The sequence below is a fragment of the Pseudomonas sp. GW822-FHT05A08 genome, assembly GCF_058800485.1.
Window position 1 is genome coordinate 2,935,084 of record NZ_CM179511.1, and the last position, 21,353, is coordinate 2,956,436.

Annotated in this window: 21 protein-coding genes; 17 read left to right on the forward strand and 4 right to left on the reverse strand. The window is 64.6% G+C overall.

The features are described from left to right. Positions 1-7 precede the first annotated feature (7 nt). The 13 genes from AC3RCP_RS13205 to AC3RCP_RS13265 all read left to right on the forward strand — a co-directional run bounded on the left by AC3RCP_RS13205 (position 8) and on the right by AC3RCP_RS13265 (position 14,943). Positions 8-1,507 (forward strand): CoA-acylating methylmalonate-semialdehyde dehydrogenase, encoded by a 1,500-nt coding sequence (locus AC3RCP_RS13205; RefSeq protein WP_492569907.1) that lies wholly within the window; start codon positions 8-10, stop codon positions 1,505-1,507. 35 nt (positions 1,508-1,542) lie between these two features. After that, positions 1,543-2,364, forward strand: coding sequence for a TIM barrel protein (locus AC3RCP_RS13210; RefSeq protein ID WP_274306478.1), 822 nt, complete (start codon positions 1,543-1,545; stop codon positions 2,362-2,364). A gap of 146 nt (positions 2,365-2,510) precedes the next feature. After that, positions 2,511-4,445 (forward strand): 3D-(3,5/4)-trihydroxycyclohexane-1,2-dione acylhydrolase (decyclizing), encoded by a 1,935-nt coding sequence (gene iolD / locus AC3RCP_RS13215; RefSeq protein WP_492569909.1) that lies wholly within the window; start codon positions 2,511-2,513, stop codon positions 4,443-4,445. A gap of 61 nt (positions 4,446-4,506) precedes the next feature. After that, complete coding sequence (gene iolG, locus AC3RCP_RS13220) at positions 4,507-5,517, forward strand: bifunctional inositol 2-dehydrogenase/D-chiro-inositol 1-dehydrogenase (protein WP_492569911.1); 1,011 nt, start codon at positions 4,507-4,509, stop codon at positions 5,515-5,517. Positions 5,518-5,773: 256 nt separating this feature from the next. Further along, complete coding sequence (locus AC3RCP_RS13225) at positions 5,774-6,634, forward strand: sugar phosphate isomerase/epimerase family protein (protein ID WP_007920489.1); 861 nt, start codon at positions 5,774-5,776, stop codon at positions 6,632-6,634. Between the two features lie 242 nt (positions 6,635-6,876). Beyond that, a complete protein-coding gene (locus AC3RCP_RS13230; RefSeq protein ID WP_492569912.1) occupies positions 6,877-7,935 on the forward strand; it encodes a Gfo/Idh/MocA family protein in 1,059 nt (352 codons plus the stop codon). A gap of 142 nt (positions 7,936-8,077) precedes the next feature. Then, entirely contained in the window at positions 8,078-8,275 is a 198-nt protein-coding gene (locus tag AC3RCP_RS13235) for a hypothetical protein (protein WP_101337613.1), read from the forward strand. Positions 8,276-8,329: 54 nt separating this feature from the next. Next, the gene (locus AC3RCP_RS13240; RefSeq protein WP_007923640.1) at positions 8,330-9,256 is read left to right on the forward strand and encodes a sugar ABC transporter substrate-binding protein; all 927 of its coding nucleotides are present in this window, start codon (positions 8,330-8,332) and stop codon (positions 9,254-9,256) included. A gap of 85 nt (positions 9,257-9,341) precedes the next feature. Continuing rightward, positions 9,342-10,922, forward strand: a complete 1,581-nt coding sequence (locus tag AC3RCP_RS13245; RefSeq protein WP_492569914.1) for a sugar ABC transporter ATP-binding protein — start codon at positions 9,342-9,344, stop codon at positions 10,920-10,922. 70 nt (positions 10,923-10,992) lie between these two features. Continuing rightward, positions 10,993-12,015 (forward strand): ABC transporter permease, encoded by a 1,023-nt coding sequence (locus AC3RCP_RS13250; protein WP_007923642.1) that lies wholly within the window; start codon positions 10,993-10,995, stop codon positions 12,013-12,015. Between the two features lie 343 nt (positions 12,016-12,358). Further along, a complete protein-coding gene (locus AC3RCP_RS13255) occupies positions 12,359-12,763 on the forward strand; it encodes a TraR/DksA family transcriptional regulator (protein ID WP_007923643.1) in 405 nt (134 codons plus the stop codon). A 214-nt stretch (positions 12,764-12,977) separates the two neighbouring features. Further along, positions 12,978-14,591: a methyl-accepting chemotaxis protein gene (locus AC3RCP_RS13260; RefSeq protein ID WP_492569916.1), complete on the forward strand. Its 1,614-nt coding sequence runs from the start codon at positions 12,978-12,980 to the stop codon at positions 14,589-14,591. Positions 14,592-14,724: 133 nt separating this feature from the next. Further along, a complete protein-coding gene (locus tag AC3RCP_RS13265; protein ID WP_096373880.1) occupies positions 14,725-14,943 on the forward strand; it encodes a hypothetical protein in 219 nt (72 codons plus the stop codon). Positions 14,944-14,963: 20 nt separating this feature from the next. Here the strand turns inward: AC3RCP_RS13265 and AC3RCP_RS13270 are convergent, their stop codons facing one another. Beyond that, on the reverse strand, positions 14,964-15,356 hold the full coding sequence (locus AC3RCP_RS13270; RefSeq protein ID WP_178081058.1) for a hypothetical protein: 393 nt from the start codon (positions 15,354-15,356) through the stop codon (positions 14,964-14,966). 72 nt (positions 15,357-15,428) lie between these two features. After that, positions 15,429-15,659, reverse strand: coding sequence for a hypothetical protein (locus AC3RCP_RS13275; RefSeq protein WP_007923647.1), 231 nt, complete (start codon positions 15,657-15,659; stop codon positions 15,429-15,431). Positions 15,660-16,204: 545 nt separating this feature from the next. Here AC3RCP_RS13275 and AC3RCP_RS13280 point away from each other — a divergent pair. The 3 genes from AC3RCP_RS13280 (at position 16,205) to AC3RCP_RS13290 (ending at position 18,001) form a co-directional block, all read left to right on the forward strand. Further along, positions 16,205-16,654 (forward strand): hypothetical protein, encoded by a 450-nt coding sequence (locus tag AC3RCP_RS13280; RefSeq protein WP_007923648.1) that lies wholly within the window; start codon positions 16,205-16,207, stop codon positions 16,652-16,654. Continuing rightward, positions 16,651-16,848 carry a hypothetical protein gene (locus AC3RCP_RS13285; protein WP_101337615.1) on the forward strand — a complete coding sequence of 66 codons (198 nt, stop codon included), beginning with the start codon at positions 16,651-16,653 and terminating at the stop codon, positions 16,846-16,848. The genes AC3RCP_RS13280 and AC3RCP_RS13285 overlap by 4 nt, the downstream gene beginning before the upstream one ends. A gap of 118 nt (positions 16,849-16,966) precedes the next feature. Beyond that, the gene (locus tag AC3RCP_RS13290; protein WP_492569919.1) at positions 16,967-18,001 is read left to right on the forward strand and encodes an ABC transporter substrate-binding protein; all 1,035 of its coding nucleotides are present in this window, start codon (positions 16,967-16,969) and stop codon (positions 17,999-18,001) included. Positions 18,002-18,084: 83 nt separating this feature from the next. On the opposite strand, the gene AC3RCP_RS13295 is transcribed toward AC3RCP_RS13290, so the two are convergent. Further along, positions 18,085-20,220 (reverse strand): TonB-dependent receptor, encoded by a 2,136-nt coding sequence (locus AC3RCP_RS13295; RefSeq protein ID WP_492569920.1) that lies wholly within the window; start codon positions 20,218-20,220, stop codon positions 18,085-18,087. A 91-nt stretch (positions 20,221-20,311) separates the two neighbouring features. Beyond that, entirely contained in the window at positions 20,312-20,701 is a 390-nt protein-coding gene (locus AC3RCP_RS13300; protein ID WP_062825508.1) for a DUF2946 domain-containing protein, read from the reverse strand. Between the two features lie 97 nt (positions 20,702-20,798). On the opposite strand from AC3RCP_RS13300, the gene AC3RCP_RS13305 reads away from it, so the two are divergent. Beyond that, entirely contained in the window at positions 20,799-21,236 is a 438-nt protein-coding gene (locus tag AC3RCP_RS13305; protein ID WP_101337617.1) for a DUF3995 domain-containing protein, read from the forward strand. Positions 21,237-21,353: the final 117 nt, after the last annotated feature.

Sequence of the window (21,353 nt, forward strand, 5' to 3'; positions counted from 1 at the left end):
AAGAACAATGAGTGACGCCCCGGTAATCGGCCATTACATCGACGGTCAGGTGCAGGACAGCGGCGAGCGCTTCGCCAACGTGTTCAACCCGGCCACCGGCCGCGTGCAGGCCCAGGTCGCCCTGGCCAGCCAGAAGACCGTGGACGAGGCCGTCGCTTCGGCGATGAAGGCCTTCCCGGCCTGGTCCGAGCAGTCGGCGCTGCGCCGTTCGCGGGTGATGTTCAAGTTCAAGGAACTGCTGGACCAACACCACAACGAGCTGGCCGAGATCATCACCCGCGAGCACGGCAAGGTGCTGTCCGACGCCCATGGCGAAGTGACCCGCGGCATCGAGATCGTCGAGTTCGCCTGTGGCGCGCCGAGCCTGCTGAAAACCGACTTCAGCGACAACATCGGCGGCGGCATCGACAACTGGAACCTGCGCCAGCCCCTGGGCGTGTGCGCCGGGGTCACCCCGTTCAACTTCCCGGTGATGGTGCCGCTGTGGATGATCCCGCTGGCCCTGGTCAGCGGTAACTGCTTCATCCTCAAGCCGTCGGAGCGCGACCCGTCCGCCAGCCTGCTGATGGCGCGCCTGCTGACGCAAGCCGGGCTGCCCGATGGCGTGTTCAACGTGGTCCAGGGCGACAAGGCGGCGGTGGACGGGCTGTTGCAGCACCCGGACATCGAAGCGATTTCCTTTGTCGGCTCGACGCCGATCGCCGAGTACATCCACCGCCAGGCGACGTCCCGCGGCAAGCGCGTGCAGGCCCTGGGCGGGGCGAAGAACCATATGATCGTGATGCCCGATGCCGATCTGGACCAGGCCGCCGATGCGCTGATCGGCGCGGCCTACGGCTCGGCCGGCGAGCGCTGCATGGCGATCTCCATCGCCGTGGCGGTGGGCGAGGTGGGCGACCGGTTGATCGAGAAACTGCGGCCGCGCATCGACCAGCTGAAGATCGGCAACGGTATGCAGGGCGACAGCGACATGGGGCCGCTGGTGACCGCCGAGCACAAGGCCAAGGTCGAAGGTTTCATCGACCAGGGCGTGGCCCAGGGCGCGCAACTGCTGGTGGACGGCCGCGGCTTCAAGGTGCCGGGGGCGGAGCAGGGCTTTTTTGTCGGTGCCACCCTGTTCGACGGCGTGACCACAGAGATGAACATCTATCAGGAGGAAATTTTCGGCCCGGTGCTGGGCATCGTCCGGGTGGCGGATTTCGCCAGCGCGGTGGCGCTGATCAACGCCCATGAGTTCGGCAACGGCGTGTCCTGCTTCACCCGCGACGGCGGCGTGGCCCGGGCCTTCGCCCGCAGCATCAAGGTCGGCATGGTCGGCATCAACGTGCCGATTCCGGTGCCCATGGCCTGGCATTCCTTCGGCGGCTGGAAGCGCTCGCTGTTCGGCGACCACCATGCCTACGGCGAGGAAGGCCTGCGCTTCTACAGCCGCTACAAGAGCGTGATGCAGCGCTGGCCGGACAGCATCGCCAAGGGCCCCGAGTTCAGCATGCCGACTGCCAAGTAACCCCATTCAACCCGTTGCTCTGGAGAATAAGAATAATGAGCCAGCCCCTGCGTTTCGCCCTGAATCGTATGGTTGCCCCACGTTTGAGCCTGCCGGCGTTCATCGAGCTGGCGGTGACCCTGAAAGCCGATGCCATCGAGATCCGCAATGACCTTGCGGGCGTGGAAATCGAAGATGGCACGCCGCCGCAGCAGGTGCGCCAGTTGTGCGCGGCCCACGGCATCCAGGTGCTGTCGATCAATGCGCTGTACCCCTTCGATGTCTGGAACGCCGAGCGTCGCGCCCAGGCCCTGAAGCTTGCCGCCTATGCCCGCGACTGCGGCGCCCGCGGCCTGGTGATGTGCCCGCTGAACGACCGCGCCGATGCGCGCAGCGAAGCCTCGCGCGGCGCTGGTTTGCGCACCGCCTTGACGGAGTTGGCGCCGATCCTGCGCGAGCATGGGATTCTCGGTTTTATCGAGCCCCTGGGTTTCGAGGAGTGCTCCCTGCGGCGCAAGCGCACCGCGGTGGAGGCGATCCGCGCCATCGGCGGGCTGGATGTGTTTCGCCTGGTGCACGACACCTTTCACCATCACCTGGCCGGCGAGCAGGAGTTCTTCCCTGAGCTGACCGGGCTGGTGCATATCTCCGGGGTCGAGGACCGCGAGGCGCCCCTGGCGAGCATCCGCGACGGCCACCGGGTGCTGGTGGGCGAGGGCGATATCCTCGGCAACGCGGCGCAGATCGAGGCCCTGCTCGAGCGCGGCTACAGCGGCCACCTGTCGTTCGAGCCGTTCGCCGACAGCGTGCATGGGCTGGCGGATATCCAGCGGGCGATCGGCGCGAGCATCGACCACCTCAAGCAGGCCCTGGCATAACACCGTTCCCTGTAGCCGCTGCCGCGGGCTGCGATAAGGCCGCAGGCCTTCAGCGATCTTGAGGCCTTGCGCGCCCTTCGGTCGCGATCGCAGCCTGCGGCAGCGGCTACAGAGCAGCAACCTTCACCCTATTCAAAGGTGCAGATATGACTACGACACGACTGACCATGGCCCAGGCCCTGGTGAAATTCCTCGACAACCAGTACGTCGAGATCGATGGGGTGCAGAGCAAGTTCGTCGCCGGGATCTTCACCATTTTCGGCCACGGCAACGTGCTCGGCCTGGGCCAGGCCCTGGAGCAGGACAGCGGCGAGCTGCTGGTGCATCAGGGCCGCAACGAGCAGGGCATGGCCCACGCCGCCATCGGTTTCGCCAAGCAGCACCTGCGGCGCAAGATCTACGCCTGCACCTCGTCGGTGGGCCCGGGGGCGGCGAACATGCTGACTGCCGCGGCGACCGCCACCGCCAACCGCATTCCCTTGTTGCTGCTGCCCGGCGATGTCTACGCCAGCCGCCAGCCCGACCCGGTGCTGCAACAGATCGAGCAGTTCCACGACCTGAGCATCAGCACCAACGATGCCTTCAAGGCGGTGAGCAAATACTGGGACCGCATCAACCGTCCCGAGCAGTTGATGACCGCGGCGATCCACGCCATGCGTGTGCTCACCGACCCGGCGGAAACCGGCGCGGTGACCCTGGCCTTGCCCCAGGATGTGCAGGCCGAGGCCTACGATTACCCGGATTACTTCCTGCAGAAACGCGTGCACCGCATCGAGCGCCGGCCGGCCACCACGGCCATGCTCGAGGATGCCGTGGCGGCCTTTGCCGGCAAGCGCAAGCCGCTGATCATCTGTGGCGGCGGGGTCAAATACTCCGGCGCCAACGAGGCGCTGCTGGCGTTTGCCGAAAGCTTCGGCATTCCCTTCGCCGAAACCCAGGCCGGCAAGAGCGCGGTGGTCTCCAGCCACCCGCTGAATGTCGGCGGCATCGGCGAGACCGGTTGTCTGGCGGCCAACCTGCTGGCGAAAGAGGCGGACTTGATCATCGGCATCGGCACCCGCTACAGCGATTTCACCACCGCCTCGAAGTCGCTGTTCCGCGCCGATGCGCAGTTTCTCAACCTCAATATCAGCCCCTGCGATGCGCTGAAGCTCGACGGCGTGCAGTTGCTGGCGGATGCCCGGGAAGGCCTGAACGGGTTGGCCGAAGCCCTGGCGCGCAGCGACTACCAGGCCGCCTGGGGCGAACAGATCGGCCAGGCGCGGGCGCAGCTGGACGCGGAGGTGGACCGGGTCTATCAGGTCGAATACCACGCTGACGACTTTGTCCCGGAGATTAACGACCATATGGACCCGGCGGTGCTGCGCGAATTCATCGAGCTGACCGGTTCCTGCCTGACCCAGAGCCGGGTGCTGGGGGTGCTCAACCAGACCCTGGCCGACGACGCGGTGATAGTCGCCGCCGCGGGCAGCCTGCCCGGCGACCTGCAACGCAGCTGGCGCAGCAAGGGGGTCAATACCTACCACGTCGAGTACGGCTATTCCTGCATGGGCTACGAGGTCAACGCGGCCCTGGGGGTCAAGCTCGCCGAACCCCAGCGCGAGGTCTACGCCCTGGTGGGCGACGGCTCCTACCTGATGCTGCATTCGGAGCTGGCCACCTCGATCCAGGAGCGGCGCAAGATCAACGTGGTGCTGCTGGACAACATGACCTTCGGCTGCATCAACAACCTGCAGATGGAACACGGCATGGACAGCTTCGGCACCGAGTTCCGTTTCCGAAACCCCGAGACTGGCAAGCTCGACGGCGGCTTCGTGCCGGTGGACTTCGCCATGAGCGCGGCGGCCTATGGCTGCAAGACCTACAAGGTCAAGACCGTGGCAGAGCTGCAGGCGGCCCTGGCCGATGCGCGGACCCAGACGGTGTCGACCCTGATCGATATCAAGGTCCTGCCCAAGACCATGATCCACAAGTACCTGTCCTGGTGGCGGGTCGGGGTGGCGCAGGTGTCCACCAGCGCCCGTACCGACGCGGTGGCCAAACAACTCAACGAACGCCTGGCCAAGGCCCGGCAGTACTGATCGCTCGAATAACAACAGGCTCGAACAACCTATTGCTCGAACAAAAAACAGGAGTGCATTCATGTCTTTGAAACTGGGCGTCATCGGTACCGGGGCCATCGGCCAGGACCATATCCGTCGTTGCAGCCAGACCCTGCTGGGCAGCCAGGTGGTGGCGGTCACCGATATCAATCTTGCGCAGGCGGCGAAGGTGGTGGCCGAGCTGAAGATCGCCGCCGAGGTGTATCCCGACGGGCATGCGCTGATCAAGGCGCCGGAAGTCGAGGCGGTGCTGGTTACCTCCTGGGGGCCGAGCCATGAAGAGTTCGTGCTGGCCGCCATCGCCGCTGGCAAGCCGGTGTTCTGCGAGAAGCCGCTGGCGGTGACCGCCGCCGGCTGCCGCAAGATCGTCGAGGCCGAGATGACCCACGGCAAGCGCCTGGTCCAGGTGGGCTTCATGCGTCCCTACGATTCTGGCTACCGCGCGCTGAAGGCGGTGATCGACAGCGGCCGGATCGGCGAACCGCTGATGCTGCACTGCGCCCACCGCAACCCGCGGGTCGGCGAGAACTACAAGACCGACATGGCGATCACCGACACCCTGATTCATGAACTGGACGTGCTGCGCTGGCTGCTGGCCGACGACTATGTGTCGGTGCAGGTGGTGTTCCCGCGCAAGTCGAGCAAGGCGTTGGCGCACCTGCGCGACCCGCAGGTGGTGCTGCTGGAAACCGCCAAGGGCACGCGCATCGACGTCGAGGTGTTCGTCAACTGCCAGTACGGCTACGACATCCAGTGCGAAGTGGTGGGCGAAACCGGCATCGCCAGGTTGCCGGAGCCGTCCCAGGTGCAGCTGCGCAGCGAGGCCAAGCTGTCCAACACGATCCTGATGGACTGGAAGGACCGCTTTATCGCCGCCTATGACGTCGAGCTGCAGGCCTTTATCGACGGAGTGCGGGCCGGGCAGGTCGGTGGCCCTTCGGCCTGGGACGGCTATGCCGCGGCGGTGGCCGCCGATGCCTGCATCGAGGCGCAGAACAGCGGGCAGATCGTCAAGGTCGAACAACCGCCGCGCCCGGCGTTCTATGGCTGATTCTGTAGGAGCGGCCGGTTGCCCGCGATGGACGTTAACGATGACGCGGTCTGTCTGGAACAACGCGGCGCATCCGACTCCATCGCGAGCAAGCTTCGCTCCTACAAGGTACACAGCAACTTTGTAGCCGCTGCCGAAGGCTGCGATAAGGCCGCAGGCCTTCAGCGATCTTGAGGTCCTACGCGCCCTTCGGTCGCGATCGCAGCCTGCGGCAGCGGCTACAGGTCACCACTTCAGATTCGGGGAGAACACTAAAATGCGCATCGCACTGGACCCCTACATGTACCGCCACCTGCCGCTGGGCCAGATGACCGACAAGGCCGCCGAACTGGGTTATCAGTACATCGAGCTGTCGCCGCGCGAGGATTTCCTGCCGTTCTACAAGGCGCCACGGGTCGACCGGGCGCGGATCAAGGAATTTCGCAAGGCCCTCGGCGACAGCGGCGTGCAGCTCTCTTCTCTGTTGCCGATGTACCACTGGGCCGCCGCCGACGAAGGCTTGCGCGTGGCGGCGGTGCGCAACTGGAAGCGGGCGATCCAGATTGCCGTGGAAATGGACTGCGAGCTGGTCAACAGCGAGTTCACCGGCCAGTCGGACAACCCGCTGGTGTGCGAGAACCAGTTCATGCGCTCCATGGACGAGTTGATCCCGGAGTTCGAGCGCGAGGGCATCAAGCTGGATATCCAGGCCCACCCCTATGATTTCTGCGAGCGCAACAACGAGTCGGTGGACATCATCCGCGGCTTTGACCGGGACTGGATCAACTACCTGTACGCGGCGCCGCACACCTTCTTCTACGACGACGGCAAGGGCGACATCGCTTCGATGCTCAAGTATGCGGGCAGCAAGCTCAGCCACCTGATCATCGCCGACACCTACAACCACAAGGCGTCGTCGAGCCTGCGCTATATCGTCAACCCGCCGGGCGTCACCGCCACCGTGCACCAGCACCTGGACATTGGCCAGGGCGAGGTGGACTGGACGGCGTTCTTCGATACCCTGCGCGAGATCCAGTTCGACGGCATCGCCACGGTCTCGGTGTTCGCCTGGGAAGACCGCCCGGACGAATCCAACCGGATGATGCTGGAGCGGGTCAGCAGCGAGCTGTGCCGTTGACACAAACGCAGCCGCCTGTAGCCGCTGGCGCAGCCTGCGATCGAGGACGACGTCCTCGCAAAACCTGGCGGCACGGATCGAACTGAAAGACCGCATGCGCCGTGGTTGCGACCACTGCGTGGTCGAGCGCAGGCTGCGCCAGCGGCTACAGGGCTACAGGGCTACAGGGCTACAGGGCTACAGGGCTACAGGGCTACAGGGCTACAGGGCTACATCGGGTTCTATATAAGGAGGGCTTTGCGATGCGCATTGGTTTGGTGGGTTACGGCCATGGTGGCCGACATTTTCACGCGCCGCTGATTGCCAGCCTGCCCGGCGCGACCTTCGTCGGCGTGGTCACCCTGTCGGCCGAGCGCCGGCAGCTGCTGGCGGCGGAGCACCCCGGGGTGCGGGCCTTCGACAGCATCGAGCAACTGGTCGCGGCCGGGATCGACGGGCTGGTGATTTCCACCCCGCTGGAGGGCCGTGCGGCGCTGGTGCTGGAAGCCATCGAGCGCGGTATCCCGGTGGTCAGCGACAAACCCTTCGCCAGCGACCTCGAACAGGCCAAGGCGCTGATCGAGGCCGCGCAAACCCGTCGGGTGCCGCTGAGTGTGTACATGAACCGGCGCTGGGACTCGGACTTCCTCACCCTGCGCAAGCTGATCGCCAGCGGCGCCCTGGGCAGCGTCAGCCGCTTCGAGTCGCGGGTCGAGCGTTATGTGCCGCAGGCCGTGGGCAATACCAGCGGTGGCGGTTTCCTGCGCGACCTCGGCAGCCATCTGGTGGACCAGGCCTTGCAGCTGTTCGGCCCGGTGACCCGGGTCTACGCCGAATTGCAGTACACCCCCCAGGCGCCGACCTGCGACCACGGTTTTTTCCTCGCCCTGAGCCACGCCAGTGGCGTGGTTTCACACGTGTCCGGTAGTTGTCTGCAGAATTGCCAGGGGCCACGGTTCCGGGTCAGCGGTTCGGCCGGCAGTTATACGGTCGAGGGCCTGGACGGCCAGGAGCAGGCGCTGGTCGCCGGCCTGTCGCCGCAGACCGAGGGCGAGCGCTGGGGCGTCGAGGAACACCGGCGCTGGGGCTGGTTCGAGCAGGGCGAGATCCGCGAGCGGGTGGCTTCCGAGCGGGGCGACTGGTTGCAGTTCTATAAACAGTGGCAAGCGGCGCTGCAAGGGCAGGGGCTGCTGCCGGTGACAGCGGCCGAGGCCCTGGCCACCACCCGCGTGCTGGACGCCGCGCGCCTGAGCTGGCGCCAGCGCCAGGTGGTGGAAATGGCCGATTTCCGGCTGCAGAATGAATTTGGAATAAAATTCTAAAATGAGTTGATATAGAAATTATTTTCCAATAAAGTCATTTCCAGGTTGCCGACTAGCAGGGTTTCGCCAGCGTCACAGGCCGATTTCAGATCCGCCTTGAACCGAGTGAAACCCGCCAACAAAAACAAAACAGGTACCGTCGATGAAAACCTTCAGTTCCGTTGTGCACCTGCTTCGCCGCGCATTGCCGCGCCGCCATCCATTGTCCAGTCGAACACCTCGCCAAACATCCCGGCATGCCTTTGTCGTCCAGTCCCTGGTCCGCCTGCTTTGCGTCGAACGCAAGGGCGCGCTGGTGTGCTGCATGCCCGGCGCGCCGATCGTGCGTCTGCCTCACTGAGTGGTTTCTGCGCCTTATCCATAAAACCTACAAGAATGTGGAGAAAGACCTTTCATGAAGACCAAGACCCGTTTCGCCACGCTTGCCCTGTCCCTGCTGCTGGGCAGCGGCACGGCGTTCGCCGACCTGAAGATCGGCGTGAGCATGTCGCAGTTCGACGACACCTGGCTGACCTACCTGCGTGAATCCATGGACCACAAAGCCAAGTCGCTGCCGGACGGCGTCACGCTGCAGTTCGAGGATGCCCGGGCCGATGTGGTCAAGCAGCTGAGCCAGGTGGAAAGCTTTATCAGCCAGAAGGTCGACGCCATCGTGGTCAACCCGGTGGACACCGCGGCGACCCGCAAGATCACCGAGGCGGCGGTCAAGGCCGGGATTCCCCTGGTCTACGTCAACCGCCGGCCGGACGACCTGAACCTGCCCAAGGGCGTGGTCACCGTGGCCTCCAACGACCTGGAAGCCGGGCAGATGCAGATGCAGTACCTGGCCGACAAGATGGGCGGCAAGGGCGAGGTGGTGATCCTGCTGGGTGACCTGGCGAACAACTCCACCACCAACCGCACCAAGGGCGTCAAGGAAGTGCTGGCCAAGTACCCGGGGATCAAGGTCGAGCAGGAACAGACCGGGATCTGGCTGCGGGACAAGGCCATGACCCTGGTCAACGACTGGCTGACCCAGGGCCGCCAGTTCGATGCGGTGGTGGCCAACAACGATGAAATGGCCATCGGCGCCGCCATGGCGCTGAAACAGGCCGGGGTGGAGAAGGGCAGCGTGCTGATCGCCGGGGTCGACGGCACGCCCGATGGCCTGCGCGCGGTGCAGAAGGGCGACCTGGCGGTCTCGGTGTTCCAGGATGCCAAGGGCCAGGCCGACGGCTCGATCGACACCGCGGTGAAGATGGCCAAGCACGAGCCGGTGGAGCAGGCAGTGTGGGTGCCGTATCGCCTGATCACCCCGGAAAACGTCGCCCAGTTCAAATAAGCCCGGTTCAAACAGCCCGTCCGTTCCATCAACAACCATAAGCCGGCGGGGTGGCCCAGCTGCCCCGCGGATGGAGTACCTGATCATGTTCGCTTCAGCGACTGCTTCGAGCATCCCGACGGCGGCTATGCAGCCCGCCGCTCAGTCTGCCCAGTCTGTGTCCGAGCAGCAGCCTTACCTGCTGGAAGTCATCAACGTCAGCAAGGGTTTTCCCGGGGTTGTCGCCCTGTCCGATGTGCAACTGCGGGTGCGCCCTGGCACGGTGCTGGCGCTGATGGGGGAGAACGGCGCGGGCAAGTCGACCCTGATGAAAATCATCGCCGGGATCTACCAGCCTGACGCCGGCGAGCTGCGCCTCAAAGGCCAGCGGGTGAGTTTCGAGACGCCGCTGGCGGCCTTGCAGGCGGGGATCGCGATGATCCACCAGGAACTCAACCTGATGCCGCACATGAGCATCGCCGAGAACATCTGGATCGGCCGCGAGCAGCTCAACGGCCTGCACATGGTCGATCACCGCGAGATGCACCGCTGCACCGCGCTGCTGCTGGAGCGCCTGCGGATCAACCTCGACCCCGAGGAGCAGGTGGGCAACCTGAGCATCGCCGAGCGGCAGATGGTGGAGATCGCCAAGGCGGTGTCCTACGACTCCGACATCCTGATCATGGACGAGCCGACCTCGGCCATTACCGAGAAAGAGGTGGCGCACCTGTTCTCGATCATCGCCGACCTCAAGGCCCAGGGTAAGGGCATCATCTATATCACCCACAAGATGAACGAAGTGTTCGCCATCGCCGATGAAGTGGCGGTGTTCCGCGACGGCGCCTACATCGGCCTGCAACGGGCCGACAGCATGGACGGCGACAGCCTGATCTCGATGATGGTCGGCCGCGAACTGAGCCAATTGTTCCCGGTGCGCGAGAAACCCATAGGCAATCTGCTGATGTCGGTGCGCGACCTGCGCCTGGACGGGGTGTTCGAGGGCGTGTCCTTCGACCTGCACGCCGGGGAGATCCTTGGCATCGCCGGGCTGATGGGCTCGGGCCGCACCAATGTGGCCGAGACGATTTTCGGCATCACCCCCAGCGACGGCGGCGAGATCCGCCTCGACGGCCAGCCGGTGCGCATCAGCGATCCGCACATGGCGATCGAGAAGGGGTTTGCCCTGTTGACCGAGGACCGCAAGCTCAGCGGCCTGTTTCCCTGCCTGTCGGTCCTGGAAAACATGGAGATGGCGGTGCTGCCGCACTATGCCGGCAACGGTTTCATCCAGCAGAAAGCCCTGCGCGCCCTGTGCGAGGACATGTGCAAGAAGCTGCGGGTCAAGACCCCGTCCCTGGAGCAGTGCATCGACACCCTGTCCGGCGGCAACCAGCAGAAGGCCTTGCTCGCGCGCTGGCTGATGACCAACCCGCGGGTGCTGATCCTCGACGAACCGACCCGCGGCATCGACGTCGGCGCCAAGGCCGAGATCTACCGGCTGATCGCCTACCTCGCCGGCGAAGGCATGGCGGTGATCATGATTTCTTCGGAACTGCCGGAAGTGCTGGGCATGAGCGACCGGGTGATGGTCATGCACGAGGGCGAGCTGATGGGCACCCTCGACCGCGGCGAAGCGACCCAGGAGAAGGTCATGCAACTGGCTTCGGGGATGTCCCTGGTCCACTAGCCGGTAAACGTATCAAGGCCATCGGCGAGGTGTGTTCGCCGCCGGCCATACAAGAAGAAGGTGAAGGCTTATGAACGCGATACTGGAAAACAAACCCGCGGCGGCGCCAGCCAGAACGCGCCGGCGCCTGCCCACCGAGCTGAGCATCTTCCTGGTGCTGATCGGCATCGGCCTGGTGTTCGAACTGTTCGGCTGGATAGTGCGCGACCAGAGCTTCCTGATGAACTCCCAGCGCCTGGTGCTGATGATCCTGCAGGTGTCGATCATCGGCCTGCTGGCCATCGGCGTGACCCAGGTGATCATCACCACCGGCATCGACCTGTCGTCCGGCTCGGTGCTGGCGCTGTCGGCGATGATCGCCGCCAGCCTGGCGCAGACCTCGGACTTCACCCGCGCGGTGTTCCCGTCGCTGACCGACCTGCCGGTGTGGATCCCGGTGGTGGCCGGGTTGGGGGTAGGGCTGCTGGCGGGGGCGATCAACGGCAGCATTATCGCCATCACCGGCATCCCGCCCTTTATCGCCACCCTCGGCATGATGGTCTCGGCGCGTGGCCTGGCACGTTATTACACCGAAGGCCAGCCGATCAGCATGCTCTCGGACTCCTACACGGCCATCGGCCACGGCGCGATGCCGGTGATCATCTTCCTGGTGGTGGCGGTGATCTTCCATATCGCCCTGCGCTACACCAAGTACGGCAAGTACACCTACGCCATCGGCGGCAACATGCAGGCGGCGCGGACCTCGGGGATCAACGTCAAGCGCCACCTGGTGATCGTCTACAGCATCGCCGGGCTGCTGGCGGGGCTGGCCGGGGTGGTGGCCTCGGCGCGGGCGGCGACCGGGCAGGCGGGCATGGGCATGTCCTATGAACTGGACGCCATCGCCGCGGCGGTGATCGGCGGCACCAGCCTGGCCGGCGGCGTGGGGCGCATCACCGGCACCGTGATCGGCGCGCTGATCCTAGGGGTGATGGCCAGCGGGTTCACCTTCGTCGGCGTCGATGCCTATATCCAGGACATCATCAAGGGCCTGATCATCGTGGTGGCGGTGGTCATCGACCAGTACCGCAACAAGCGCAAGCTCAAGCGCTGACTTCGCTCCTACAGAAGAGCCATACTCCACGGCAGCAGCAGGCCTTTTTCGGGCCTGCCGCTGCCGTTTGTCTTCTAAAAGACCCCGGGCGATGGAATTTCTTGTTATAAACGCACTCCGATAACCGCCGCCAAAGCCAGCCCTGGCGGGCTTTCAGGGCTTATCAGACAAATCTGATGTCATTTCAGTTGCTGACGCCTCGAACCGGCCTTAGACTGCCGCCCCTCGTAAATTGAGTGCCGGGTGGCGCTTGGAATGTATGGCGCCTTTCCGATGCCCCGAAAGGGGGCACGGAAAACAGCTTTAATTCGCCTTAATGCACGTATTTTTTATAGAGAAATCAATGACAAAGGAAAAGTTGCTGGCCATGCCGGCGGATGACTACATGAACGCCGAGCAGCTGGCTTTTTTCACTGAGCTGTTGCAGGCCATGAAGGTCGAAACCCACGAGCGCATCGAACAGAACCGAATCGCCATTGAGAGCCTGGACACCCCGGCCGACCCTGCCGACGCGGCTTCCGTAGAGGAAGAGCGGACCTGGCTGGTCAACGCTATCGACCGCGACCAGCGCATGCTGCCGCAGCTGGAGCAGGCCCTGGGCCGTATCGGCGACGACAGCTTCGGCTGGTGCGACGACAGCGGCGAGCCGATCGGCCTGAAACGCCTGCTGATCAGCCCGACCACCAAGTACTGCATCGAAGCTCAGGAACGTCACGAGCAGATCGACAAGCACCAGCGTCAGGCCTGATCGCCAAGACTTCTCCCCTCGCGGGCAAGCCCCATCCCAAGGTCGTCGAGACGCCTGGGATCGGAGGCTTGCCCGCGAGTCGTTTGTGGGCGTCTTTAAAGCCCGCGCATTTCTATTGATCTGCTGCAAAGCTGCGACTAATGGACCATGGATAATGGCTTTTTAGTGGCGTTCAATGCAGGCCAAATAATTAGAAAAGCGTGGGGTAATCCAGATGACGCAAGACGGATCTTCGCCGACTGCCATGGCGCAACCGCTGTCAGTAGTCCAAAGTCAGGTTCCAACCCTGCAAAGCAGCGCCTTGCTGCTAGTGCTGTACGTCCTGTCCCAGGGGCTGCTTTCTTTCTACCTCGCCGTGCCGCTGATGCTGCTGATCGTCTGGCTACCGCTCTTGCGCAGGTCCAAGGCAGCAGCGCCGGCGAGCAGCGTCGATAACAGCGAGATCGCCGCGCTGACGCGCGACCTGTCCTGCAGCACCAGCCATAACGCGCTGTCGGCCGCCGGCGTGGCCTATTCGGTCCGGCAACTGGCCGGGCGGGTGCAGTCGCAGCTGGACTCGGCGGCGCGCATCGTCAGCAGCGCCGAGGCGATGATCCACACCGAGCAACTGGCCGCGCAACTCAGCCAGCAGGCCCTGAGCGCCGCCAGCGAAGCCCACCGCAGCAGCGCCGAAGGCAGCACAGTGCTGGGTGAATCCATCACCCGCATGCACCGCCTCAGCCAAAGCGCCAACGACAGCCGGCAACTGATCGAAGCCCTGAGCCAGCGCAGCGAAGACATCCAGCGGGTGGCGCTGGTGATCCAGTCGATCGCCAGCCAGACCAACCTGCTGGCGTTGAATGCCGCCATCGAGGCGGCGCGGGCCGGTGAACATGGCCGCGGGTTCGCCGTGGTGGCCGATGAAGTGCGCGGCCTGGCCGGGCGCACGGCCACCGCCACCGACGAGGTCGGGGTGATGGTCGGCGATATCCAGCAGCGCACGGCCCAGGTGGTGGAGCAGATCCGTCAGCTGTCCAGCGACCTGAACACCGGGGTCGAGCAGGTCGAGTCCACCGGCCAGCACCTGCAGAACATCGCCCGGCTGGCGGCCGGGGTGGAAAGCCAGGTCGGCGAGATCGCCCGCGGCGCCGAGACCAACCGCCAGCAACTGGACAGCCTGTTCCATGCCGTCGAGCAGGTGCGCGGCGACCTGGCGGTGAGCGACCAGCAGACCCGCCGCCTGGCTGAGGCGGCGGCGCAGATGGAAGGGCAGGCGGAGATCATCAGCGAACGCCTGGCCGAGGTCGGCCTGGATGACTACCACCAGCGCATCTACGACCTGGCCCAGGAAGGCGCCCGGCGCATCGCCGAGCAGTTCGAGGCGGATCTTGCGGCCAACCGCATCAGCCTCGACGACCTGTTCGACCGCAGCTACCAGCCGATCGCCAATACCCAGCCGGTGAAATACCAGACCCGCTTCGACCGTTACGCCGATCAGGTGCTGCCGGCGATCCAGGAACCGTTGCTGGCGCGTCACGAAGGCCTGGTGTTCGCCATCGCCTGCACGCCCCAGGGCTATGTGCCGACCCACAACCAGGCGTTTTCCCGGCCGCTGACCGGCGACCCGCAGGTGGATACCCTGCACAACCGCACCAAGCGCAAGTTCGAGGACCGCACCGGCATCCGCTGCGGCAGCCACCAGCAGCCGCTGTTGCTGCAAACCTACACCCGCGATACCGGCGAGCTGATGCACGATTTGTCGGTGCCGATCAGGATCAAGGGCCGGCATTGGGGCGGCCTGCGCCTGGGCTACAAACCGGAGCAGACCGCCGCGGCCGCGCGTGGCTGAGCCTGGACAGGGGCCGGCCATTGTTACCGGCCCTGCAACGGAGCTGTGCCAGGGATGGCTTTTTCCCAGCATTGGAACTCATTAGTATGAGCGACATTGTTAGCTAGCTAACTAGTTACCAGGAGAAGTCCTCATGCAAAGCAAAGTCGATGTCGCAGTGATGATTGGTAGCGGTGTACCGGCCACCTTTCGCGCGGTCGGGCTGAATGTGTGCTGGGTCGTGCTGGTCAATGGCGAGCGCCGCGGCGCGCCGTTCGCCAGCCGGGAAGAGGCCGTGGAGTGCCAGGCGTCCTGGCTGGCCCAGCTGGCGCGGGACAGGGTCGGACACCCGCTGTTCAGTCGTTCGGCCTGACGGCGCAGGCACCCGCGCCTTCAGACCTCGCTGCCGATCACCGCGCTTTCGGCCTGGAACAGTGCCACCTGGGCCATCGACAAGGCGCTGCTGGCGGCCTGCGCCTGGGCCCGGGCGGCGGACAATGCCTGCATGTGCGCGTCGGTTGTGCGATGTCGGGCGGCGCTTTGCACCATTGCCAGGCGCTCGTTGGCCTTGCGCAGCCGTTGCTGCAGTTGTTCGATCTGTTTGCGCAGCAGCTTGATGCGTTTCCTTTTCGCTTCGAGCACGCCGTCGGGCGCGGCATTGGTCGCCCGGGTGATCGCCGTGCGCAAGTCAAACGGATCGCTCGCCGGGCTTTCGCTGGCCGCCGCGCCGGGCAGGGCGAACTCGCCCAGGGAAGGCAGGCGGGCCGGTGGGTTGAGGTCGATCATCATGGTGCTCTTGAAATGAAGGCTCACCAAGGTATCGGTCGTGCGGGGCGTTCCTTTACCGCGCCCGCAGCGTCAGAGGTTCAGGGCACCCTGGTCGACGGCCTGCTTGAGGGCGCGGGCGGCGTCCTTGGCGGCGGCTTCGGCCAGTTCCGCGGTCTTGAACCAGCGGTCCTTTTCCACCTGGTGGCAGCGCACGGTGCGCAGCGGTGGCTTGGCGCGCATCACGATCACGGCCTGGAACTCGCCCTCGACATCCCGGGCCTCGCCATGGATGAAAAACTCGCCTATATCGAATTCCGTCACGTCCGACTTTCCCCTGGAAATTATGCTGGTGAAGCCTGGCCGGTGGCCGGCTTCAAGGTCGCGGCAGTATGGCAGTTGTTGCCGGTCGATGGCTGAGTTAAGTCACGCAAGTGGCTGACCGGCAGGGTGAAAGAGGTTTTTTCAGCGATTTGCTAACGCATGGGTTGCTCTGAATACATAAAGTTGCTCTAGAATTGCCCCGGCAGTCAGAGATTGATGTTTACCTGCAGCACTCCCGTCCCATTAAGGGTGACGAAAGGATCGTGAGGTTTTCCGATCGACAGTGAGTGCGCAGCTTTCTCGGCGGGCTGGAACCACTTCTTCTGCGCTTGATGCGGGCCAAACGGTCCGGTAGTCCTTCCGGTTTTTCTGGGGAGGGGCGCTCCGGTGTTTGCGCCTACGCGTTGGCGAGTGGTGCTTTTTCGGATTGTTTTCATGTGGAGTCACGGCGCCGGTTCGGCCGCCTTTTTCTGCTGTCCGTCGTTTACGCGGGCAGAGTCATTTTCAGTTTCGGGGATCTTTCCTTGGCAGTAAGTAATCTTGATATGCACGCGTTGTTCGTCCTGGGCGACTTGCGCGCAAAGTTGGTCAAACAGTTCCAGTCCCGTTTCGTCTACATCACCGAACAGACGCCGGAAGGCATTTACGTCGCCGAAATCGACACCGAGACGGCGCTGGTCGTGGACGACAAGCCGCGCCTGGAACTCAAGGTCGGCGACCATTTCCGCGCCGCGGTCCTGCCCAGCCGTGAGGGCGGCAAATTCGAAATCCGGTTTCGCGAGATCAAGCTGGCCGTCTACGGCCTGGGCGAGTACGCCTTTGTCAGCACCGCCGACGGCCACGCCATCCTGTTCAAGGAAGGCCACAGCGTGGTGACGGTATTCGCCGCCAACCAGCAGTTGCAGGAAGGCCTGACCAAGACCCTGAAAGCCGTGACCGGCAAGGCCGCCAAATGGCGCAAGGGTGAACTGGTGAGCTTCAAGGCCAGCGAGTGAGCCGCGCCGAATTCCACCAGCAGCATCTTGCGCGCGCCCGCGCCGAGGCCCAGTGCCTGTTCGAACGCAAGGCCGTGCTGCAAGGCGCCTGGCTGGCCTGGGTGGCCTCGCAGCTGTATGTCCTGCAGCCGGCGGCATACGCCAGCATGGTGCGCCGCGAGTTGCAGCGCCTGCAGGAGCAGGGCGAAAACTGAAGTCCCCGTCGAAAGCAGGAACCTCTACTACAGTCAGATGACTCAATTAGTCAGAGGCTTGCGGTCCCAAACCGCGAGACCATCCTGCAACGCTGTGAACAGCCAAAGGGGCACAGGCATGAAAGGACTGCGGACACTGCTGGGCGGCGCGCTGCTTGGCTTGGGTATTTTGCTGGCGCCCGCCGGCGCCTCGGCGGCACCGTCGGTACAGCCGGCACAGGCGCCGATCCACTTCGCCGACCTGAACTGGGAAAGCGGCAGCCTGATCACCGATATCCTGCGCACCATCGTCGAGAAGGGTTACGGCCTGCCGACCGACACCTTGCCGGGCACCACCATCACCCTGGAAACCGCGCTGGCCAATAACGATATCCAGGTCATCGGCGAAGAGTGGGCCGGACGCAGCCCGGTGTGGGTCAAGGCCGAGGCCGAGGGCAAGGTGGCGGCCCTGGGCGACACCGTGAAGGGCGCGACCGAAGGCTGGTGGGTGCCGGAATACGTGGTCAAGGGCGACCCGGCCAAGGGCATCAAGCCGCTGGCGCCGGGCCTGCGCAGCGTCACGGACCTCAAACGCTACAAGGACGTGTTCAAGGACCCGGAAAGCCCGGGCAAGGGGCGCTTTCTCAACAGCCCCATCGGCTGGACCTCGGAAGTGGTGAACAAGCAGAAGCTCAAGGCCTATGGCCTGACCGACAGCTATGTGAATTTCCGCAGCGGTTCCGGCGCGGCGCTGGACGCCGAGATCACTTCATCGATCCGTCGCGGCCAGCCGGTCCTGTTCTACTACTGGTCGCCGACCCCGTTGCTCGGCCGTTTCAAGCTGATCCAGCTGGAAGAGCCGCCGTTCGATGCCGAGGCCTGGAAAACCCTGACCGATGCCGAGCACCCCAACCCACGCCCCACGCGCTCGCTGGCCTCGAAGCTGTCGATTGGCGTGTCCACGCCGTTCCAGAAGCAGTACCCGCAGATCGCCGAGTTCTTCGGCAAGGTCGATTTGCCGATCGAAGCGCTGAACAAGGCCCTGGCCGAGATGAGCGAGAAGCACACGCCGCCCCGGGAGGCGGCGCGGGCATTCCTCAAGGCGCATCCGGACGTGTGGCGGGCTTGGTTGCCCGGGGATGTGGCGGACAAGGTGAGTGCCAGCCTGGATTGAGGGGCTGGGGAGATCGCTATCGCGAGCAAGCTCGCTCCTACAGGGTTACGCGAACTGTAGGAGCAAGCTGGCTCGCGATGCCTTTAGAAGCGGCTCTGCACCGCCAGCTCGAAGGTCCGCGGCGTGCCCAGGTAGTAAGCCGGCGACACATGGGCGAACTCGGCGTAGACCTCGTTGGTCAGGTTGCGCACCCGCCCGGTGATTGAGGTGTGGCTGTCGAGCTGGTAGGTCAGGAAGGTGCCGTACAGGGTGTAGGAGGGCACAGTCAGGGTGTTGGCCGTGTCGGCGTACACCGAGGCCACATAATGCGCATCGACCCCGGTCTGCCACTGCGGCGCCAGGTCATAGGTCAGCCACAGGTTGCCGACCCGGTCCGGCACGTTGGTCGGGGTATTGCCCTTGCGAGACACCACCACGCCCGCGGCGTTCTTCTCGGTGAATGCATCGTACTGCGCATCGACCCAGGCGAAGTTGCCCTCGAGCAGCAGCTTCGGGGTGACCCGCAGCGAGCTGGCCACTTCGATGCCCTTGGAGGTCTGCTGGCCCACCGGGATGCTCAGGGTCGGGTCCAGCGGGTCGGTCACCGCGAAGTCCTTGCGCTCGATGCGGTAGGCCGCCAGGGTCGCCGAGCCGCGGCCGTCCAGGTAATCGAACTTGCTGCCCACTTCCCATTGCTTGCCCGTGGAGACATCGAAGTCCTGGGTGCTGTTGTTGGGCTGTTCGGCGGCAGTGCTGTATTGCACGTAGACGTTGGCGCCGGGCAGGAACTGGTAGGTCAGGCCGACCCGGCCGGTGACCGGCTCCCAGCTGCGCTTGAGGTGCCGCGGGTTGCTCGCCGTCACCTGGCGATGGTTGGTCACGTCCAGGTCGATGTGGTCGTAGCGCAGGCCGCTGAGCAGGGTCAGCCGGTCGGTCAGGGCCAGGCGATTCTCGACGAACAGCGCCTGGGTGGTGACCTCATTGGTCTTGTCGGCGACAAAGCCCTGGCGGGTGCCCGGCAGGTCGTAGAAATGCCCCGGCTGGTAGTTGTTCGGGTCGACGCTGTTGGCCGCCTTGACGTTCAGCGGCGAGTTGGTGGTGCGGTTGACCTTGTACTCGAAGCCGCCGGACCAGGTTGTGTCGAGGCCGAAGAGCGAGCTGTCGTGGCGCAGTTCGAACTGGTTGCCGTTCTGCTCGCCCTGGTGCCGCACCTGATAGGCCGTGGAGCGGTTCACCGCGCTGTTGTCGGCGTTGTACTGGTAGGTTTCCAGGTTGCGGTAATCGCGCTGGCTGTCCAGGTGATAGAGGGTGTTGCGCAGGCGGGTGCTGTCGTTGATCCGGTAGTCGACGATCGAGCGCACCCAGATCGTGCGCTGCTCGTAGCGGCCGTCCTCGACGTTGTAGTTGTTGAAACGGTTGTGCTTGTCGATCTTCAACTCGCCGGCCTTGGGGTTGAGCACCGGGGTGCCCCAGTACGGGCTGTCCTCGTGTTCGTCCTGGTATTCCACGGCCAGGGTGTGGGACAGGTTCGGCGTCAGGTCGCTGAGCAGGGAAAACGCCAGGCTCCAGGCATCCCGCTGCTGGCGGTCTATGTAGCCGTTGCCGGTGTTATGGCTGACGTCGAGGCGGGCGTAGTGCTGCACCTCGTCGCCGGCCTCGCTGAGGGCGTGGTTGAGGCCGAAGGCGGTTTGCGTGGTGTCGTAGCTGCCGTAGCTGACCCGGCCCTCGATGGCCCGCTCCTGGCGGTCGGCCAGCTTGGTCACGTAGTTCAGCGAACCACCCACGGAGCCTGCACCGTTGACCAGCGAGGAGGGGCCGCCGAGCAGTTCGACCCGGTCATAGATCCAGGCGTCCACCGGTCGCGCCAGACCGCTGGACACGTTGATGCCGTTGAACATCTGGGTGATCTGGCTATTGCTGAAACCACGGTAGGAGACAAAACCACCGAACCCCGGCGGGGCGCTGGCATTGACCCCGGGCAGGGTGTTGGCGGCGTCCTGGAAGTTCTGCGCGCCGCGCCGCTCGATATCGTTGCGGTTGGCCACGGCCACCGAGGCCGGGGTTTCGCGGACGCTCAGGCCCAGGCGCGAGGCCATGCCGCTGGACTGGTCGAGGGCCAGGCCGGGTTCGGCGGGTTGCTCGCCGTCGATGGTGATCGGCGCCAGGTCGACGCTGGATTGCGCCCAGGCGCTGACGGACAGGCAGCCGCACAGGCTGGCCAGCAGGGGAATGTGTTTCATCGGTAGATCCTGAATGCTTGGCTAGGAAGCAGCCCACGAACAAACACCGTGGGTTAAGGCACGGGGCGGGCTGATGACAAGGGCGAAAGACTCAGGCGAAGGCGGGCGGCGCGCGCGGGTGGGCCGCGGGCCAGGTGAAGCGGGTGGGGACGTCGGCGGTGGCGCGCGGCGCCAGCGGCGGGCTGTGGTGCTGCGGCAGGATCGCCAGGGTCAGGCTGGAGTTGAACGCCGGGCCCATGCCGCCGGTGGAGCACAGCGGGCAACCGAAAGCCTTGGACAGGGTCGGCAGCGATTCGTCGACCGGGTTGGAGGAGGCCGGCGCCTGGGTGCGCGGATCCACCGTACAGAACTGGCCGCCGATCCCGTTGAGCTGCTGGCCGACCATTTGCCCGTGGCCGATGCTGCAGGCGAACACGTTGAACAGGACGCAGCAATAGAGCATCCAGGCAACGAGCGAGCGATCGGTTCGGGCGAGTTTCATGGGGCGGCACTTTACCATTGCAGGCGACGAACGTACTTACAAAAACGTGCGGGTGGGTCCATTCTTCAGCGACATTTTTTGCCATGGACGTTTGCATATGAATGTTTTGATCGCGCAAGGGATGGCCGGAGCCTTCCTGCTGATCAGCCTGATCCACCTGTACTGGGCCGCCGGCGGCAAGCGCGGCAGCGACGCGGTGATCCCCCAGGTGCCGGGCAGGACGCCGGGCAAGCTGGAGCCGGCGTTCAAGCCCTCGGGATTCGCCACCTTGCTGGTGGCGGTGGGCCTGCTGCTGATCGCGATGCTGGTGTGCCTGCGGGTGGGCCTGTACCTGCCGACGGTGAGCCACCCGGCGCTGCAATGGGTGATCAGCGCGATGGCCTTGCTGATGTTCGCCCGGGCCATCGGCGATTCGAACCTGGTGGGGTTCTTCAAGGAGGCCAGCGGGTCCAGGTTCGCCCGGCTGGACACGCTGTTCTATTCGCCGCTGTGCGTGGTGCTGGGGGCGGGGTTGTTGGTGGTGGCCTGGAACTGAGTACCCTGTAGGAGCAGCCGGTCGATGCTCGATTGCTCGCGATAGCGGCGCCCCTGACACTCCGCAGGGCCTGCATCGCCAGCAAGCTGGCTCCTACAGATGTATTGCGATCTGGCA

Excerpts from the sequence above, each read along its gene's own strand:
- AC3RCP_RS13300 (WP_062825508.1), bottom strand. The coding sequence starts at position 20,701 with ATGAAACTCGCCCGAACCGATCGCTCGCTCGTTGCCTGGATGCTCTAT.
- AC3RCP_RS13235 (WP_101337613.1), top strand. The coding sequence starts at position 8,078 with ATGAAAACCTTCAGTTCCGTTGTGCACCTGCTTCGCCGCGCATTGCCG.
- AC3RCP_RS13250 (WP_007923642.1), top strand. The coding sequence starts at position 10,993 with ATGAACGCGATACTGGAAAACAAACCCGCGGCGGCGCCAGCCAGAACG.
- AC3RCP_RS13290 (WP_492569919.1), top strand. The coding sequence starts at position 16,967 with ATGAAAGGACTGCGGACACTGCTGGGCGGCGCGCTGCTTGGCTTGGGT.
- AC3RCP_RS13270 (WP_178081058.1), bottom strand. The coding sequence starts at position 15,356 with ATGATCGACCTCAACCCACCGGCCCGCCTGCCTTCCCTGGGCGAGTTC.
- AC3RCP_RS13280 (WP_007923648.1), top strand. The coding sequence starts at position 16,205 with ATGCACGCGTTGTTCGTCCTGGGCGACTTGCGCGCAAAGTTGGTCAAA.
- iolG (WP_492569911.1), top strand. The coding sequence starts at position 4,507 with ATGTCTTTGAAACTGGGCGTCATCGGTACCGGGGCCATCGGCCAGGAC.
- AC3RCP_RS13210 (WP_274306478.1), top strand. The coding sequence starts at position 1,543 with ATGAGCCAGCCCCTGCGTTTCGCCCTGAATCGTATGGTTGCCCCACGT.
- AC3RCP_RS13240 (WP_007923640.1), top strand. The coding sequence starts at position 8,330 with ATGAAGACCAAGACCCGTTTCGCCACGCTTGCCCTGTCCCTGCTGCTG.
- AC3RCP_RS13295 (WP_492569920.1), bottom strand. The coding sequence starts at position 20,220 with ATGAAACACATTCCCCTGCTGGCCAGCCTGTGCGGCTGCCTGTCCGTC.
- AC3RCP_RS13255 (WP_007923643.1), top strand. The coding sequence starts at position 12,359 with ATGACAAAGGAAAAGTTGCTGGCCATGCCGGCGGATGACTACATGAAC.
- iolD (WP_492569909.1), top strand. The coding sequence starts at position 2,511 with ATGACTACGACACGACTGACCATGGCCCAGGCCCTGGTGAAATTCCTC.
- AC3RCP_RS13265 (WP_096373880.1), top strand. The coding sequence starts at position 14,725 with ATGCAAAGCAAAGTCGATGTCGCAGTGATGATTGGTAGCGGTGTACCG.
- AC3RCP_RS13305 (WP_101337617.1), top strand. The coding sequence starts at position 20,799 with ATGAATGTTTTGATCGCGCAAGGGATGGCCGGAGCCTTCCTGCTGATC.
- AC3RCP_RS13245 (WP_492569914.1), top strand. The coding sequence starts at position 9,342 with ATGTTCGCTTCAGCGACTGCTTCGAGCATCCCGACGGCGGCTATGCAG.
- AC3RCP_RS13230 (WP_492569912.1), top strand. The coding sequence starts at position 6,877 with ATGCGCATTGGTTTGGTGGGTTACGGCCATGGTGGCCGACATTTTCAC.
- AC3RCP_RS13225 (WP_007920489.1), top strand. The coding sequence starts at position 5,774 with ATGCGCATCGCACTGGACCCCTACATGTACCGCCACCTGCCGCTGGGC.
- AC3RCP_RS13205 (WP_492569907.1), top strand. The coding sequence starts at position 8 with ATGAGTGACGCCCCGGTAATCGGCCATTACATCGACGGTCAGGTGCAG.
- AC3RCP_RS13260 (WP_492569916.1), top strand. The coding sequence starts at position 12,978 with ATGACGCAAGACGGATCTTCGCCGACTGCCATGGCGCAACCGCTGTCA.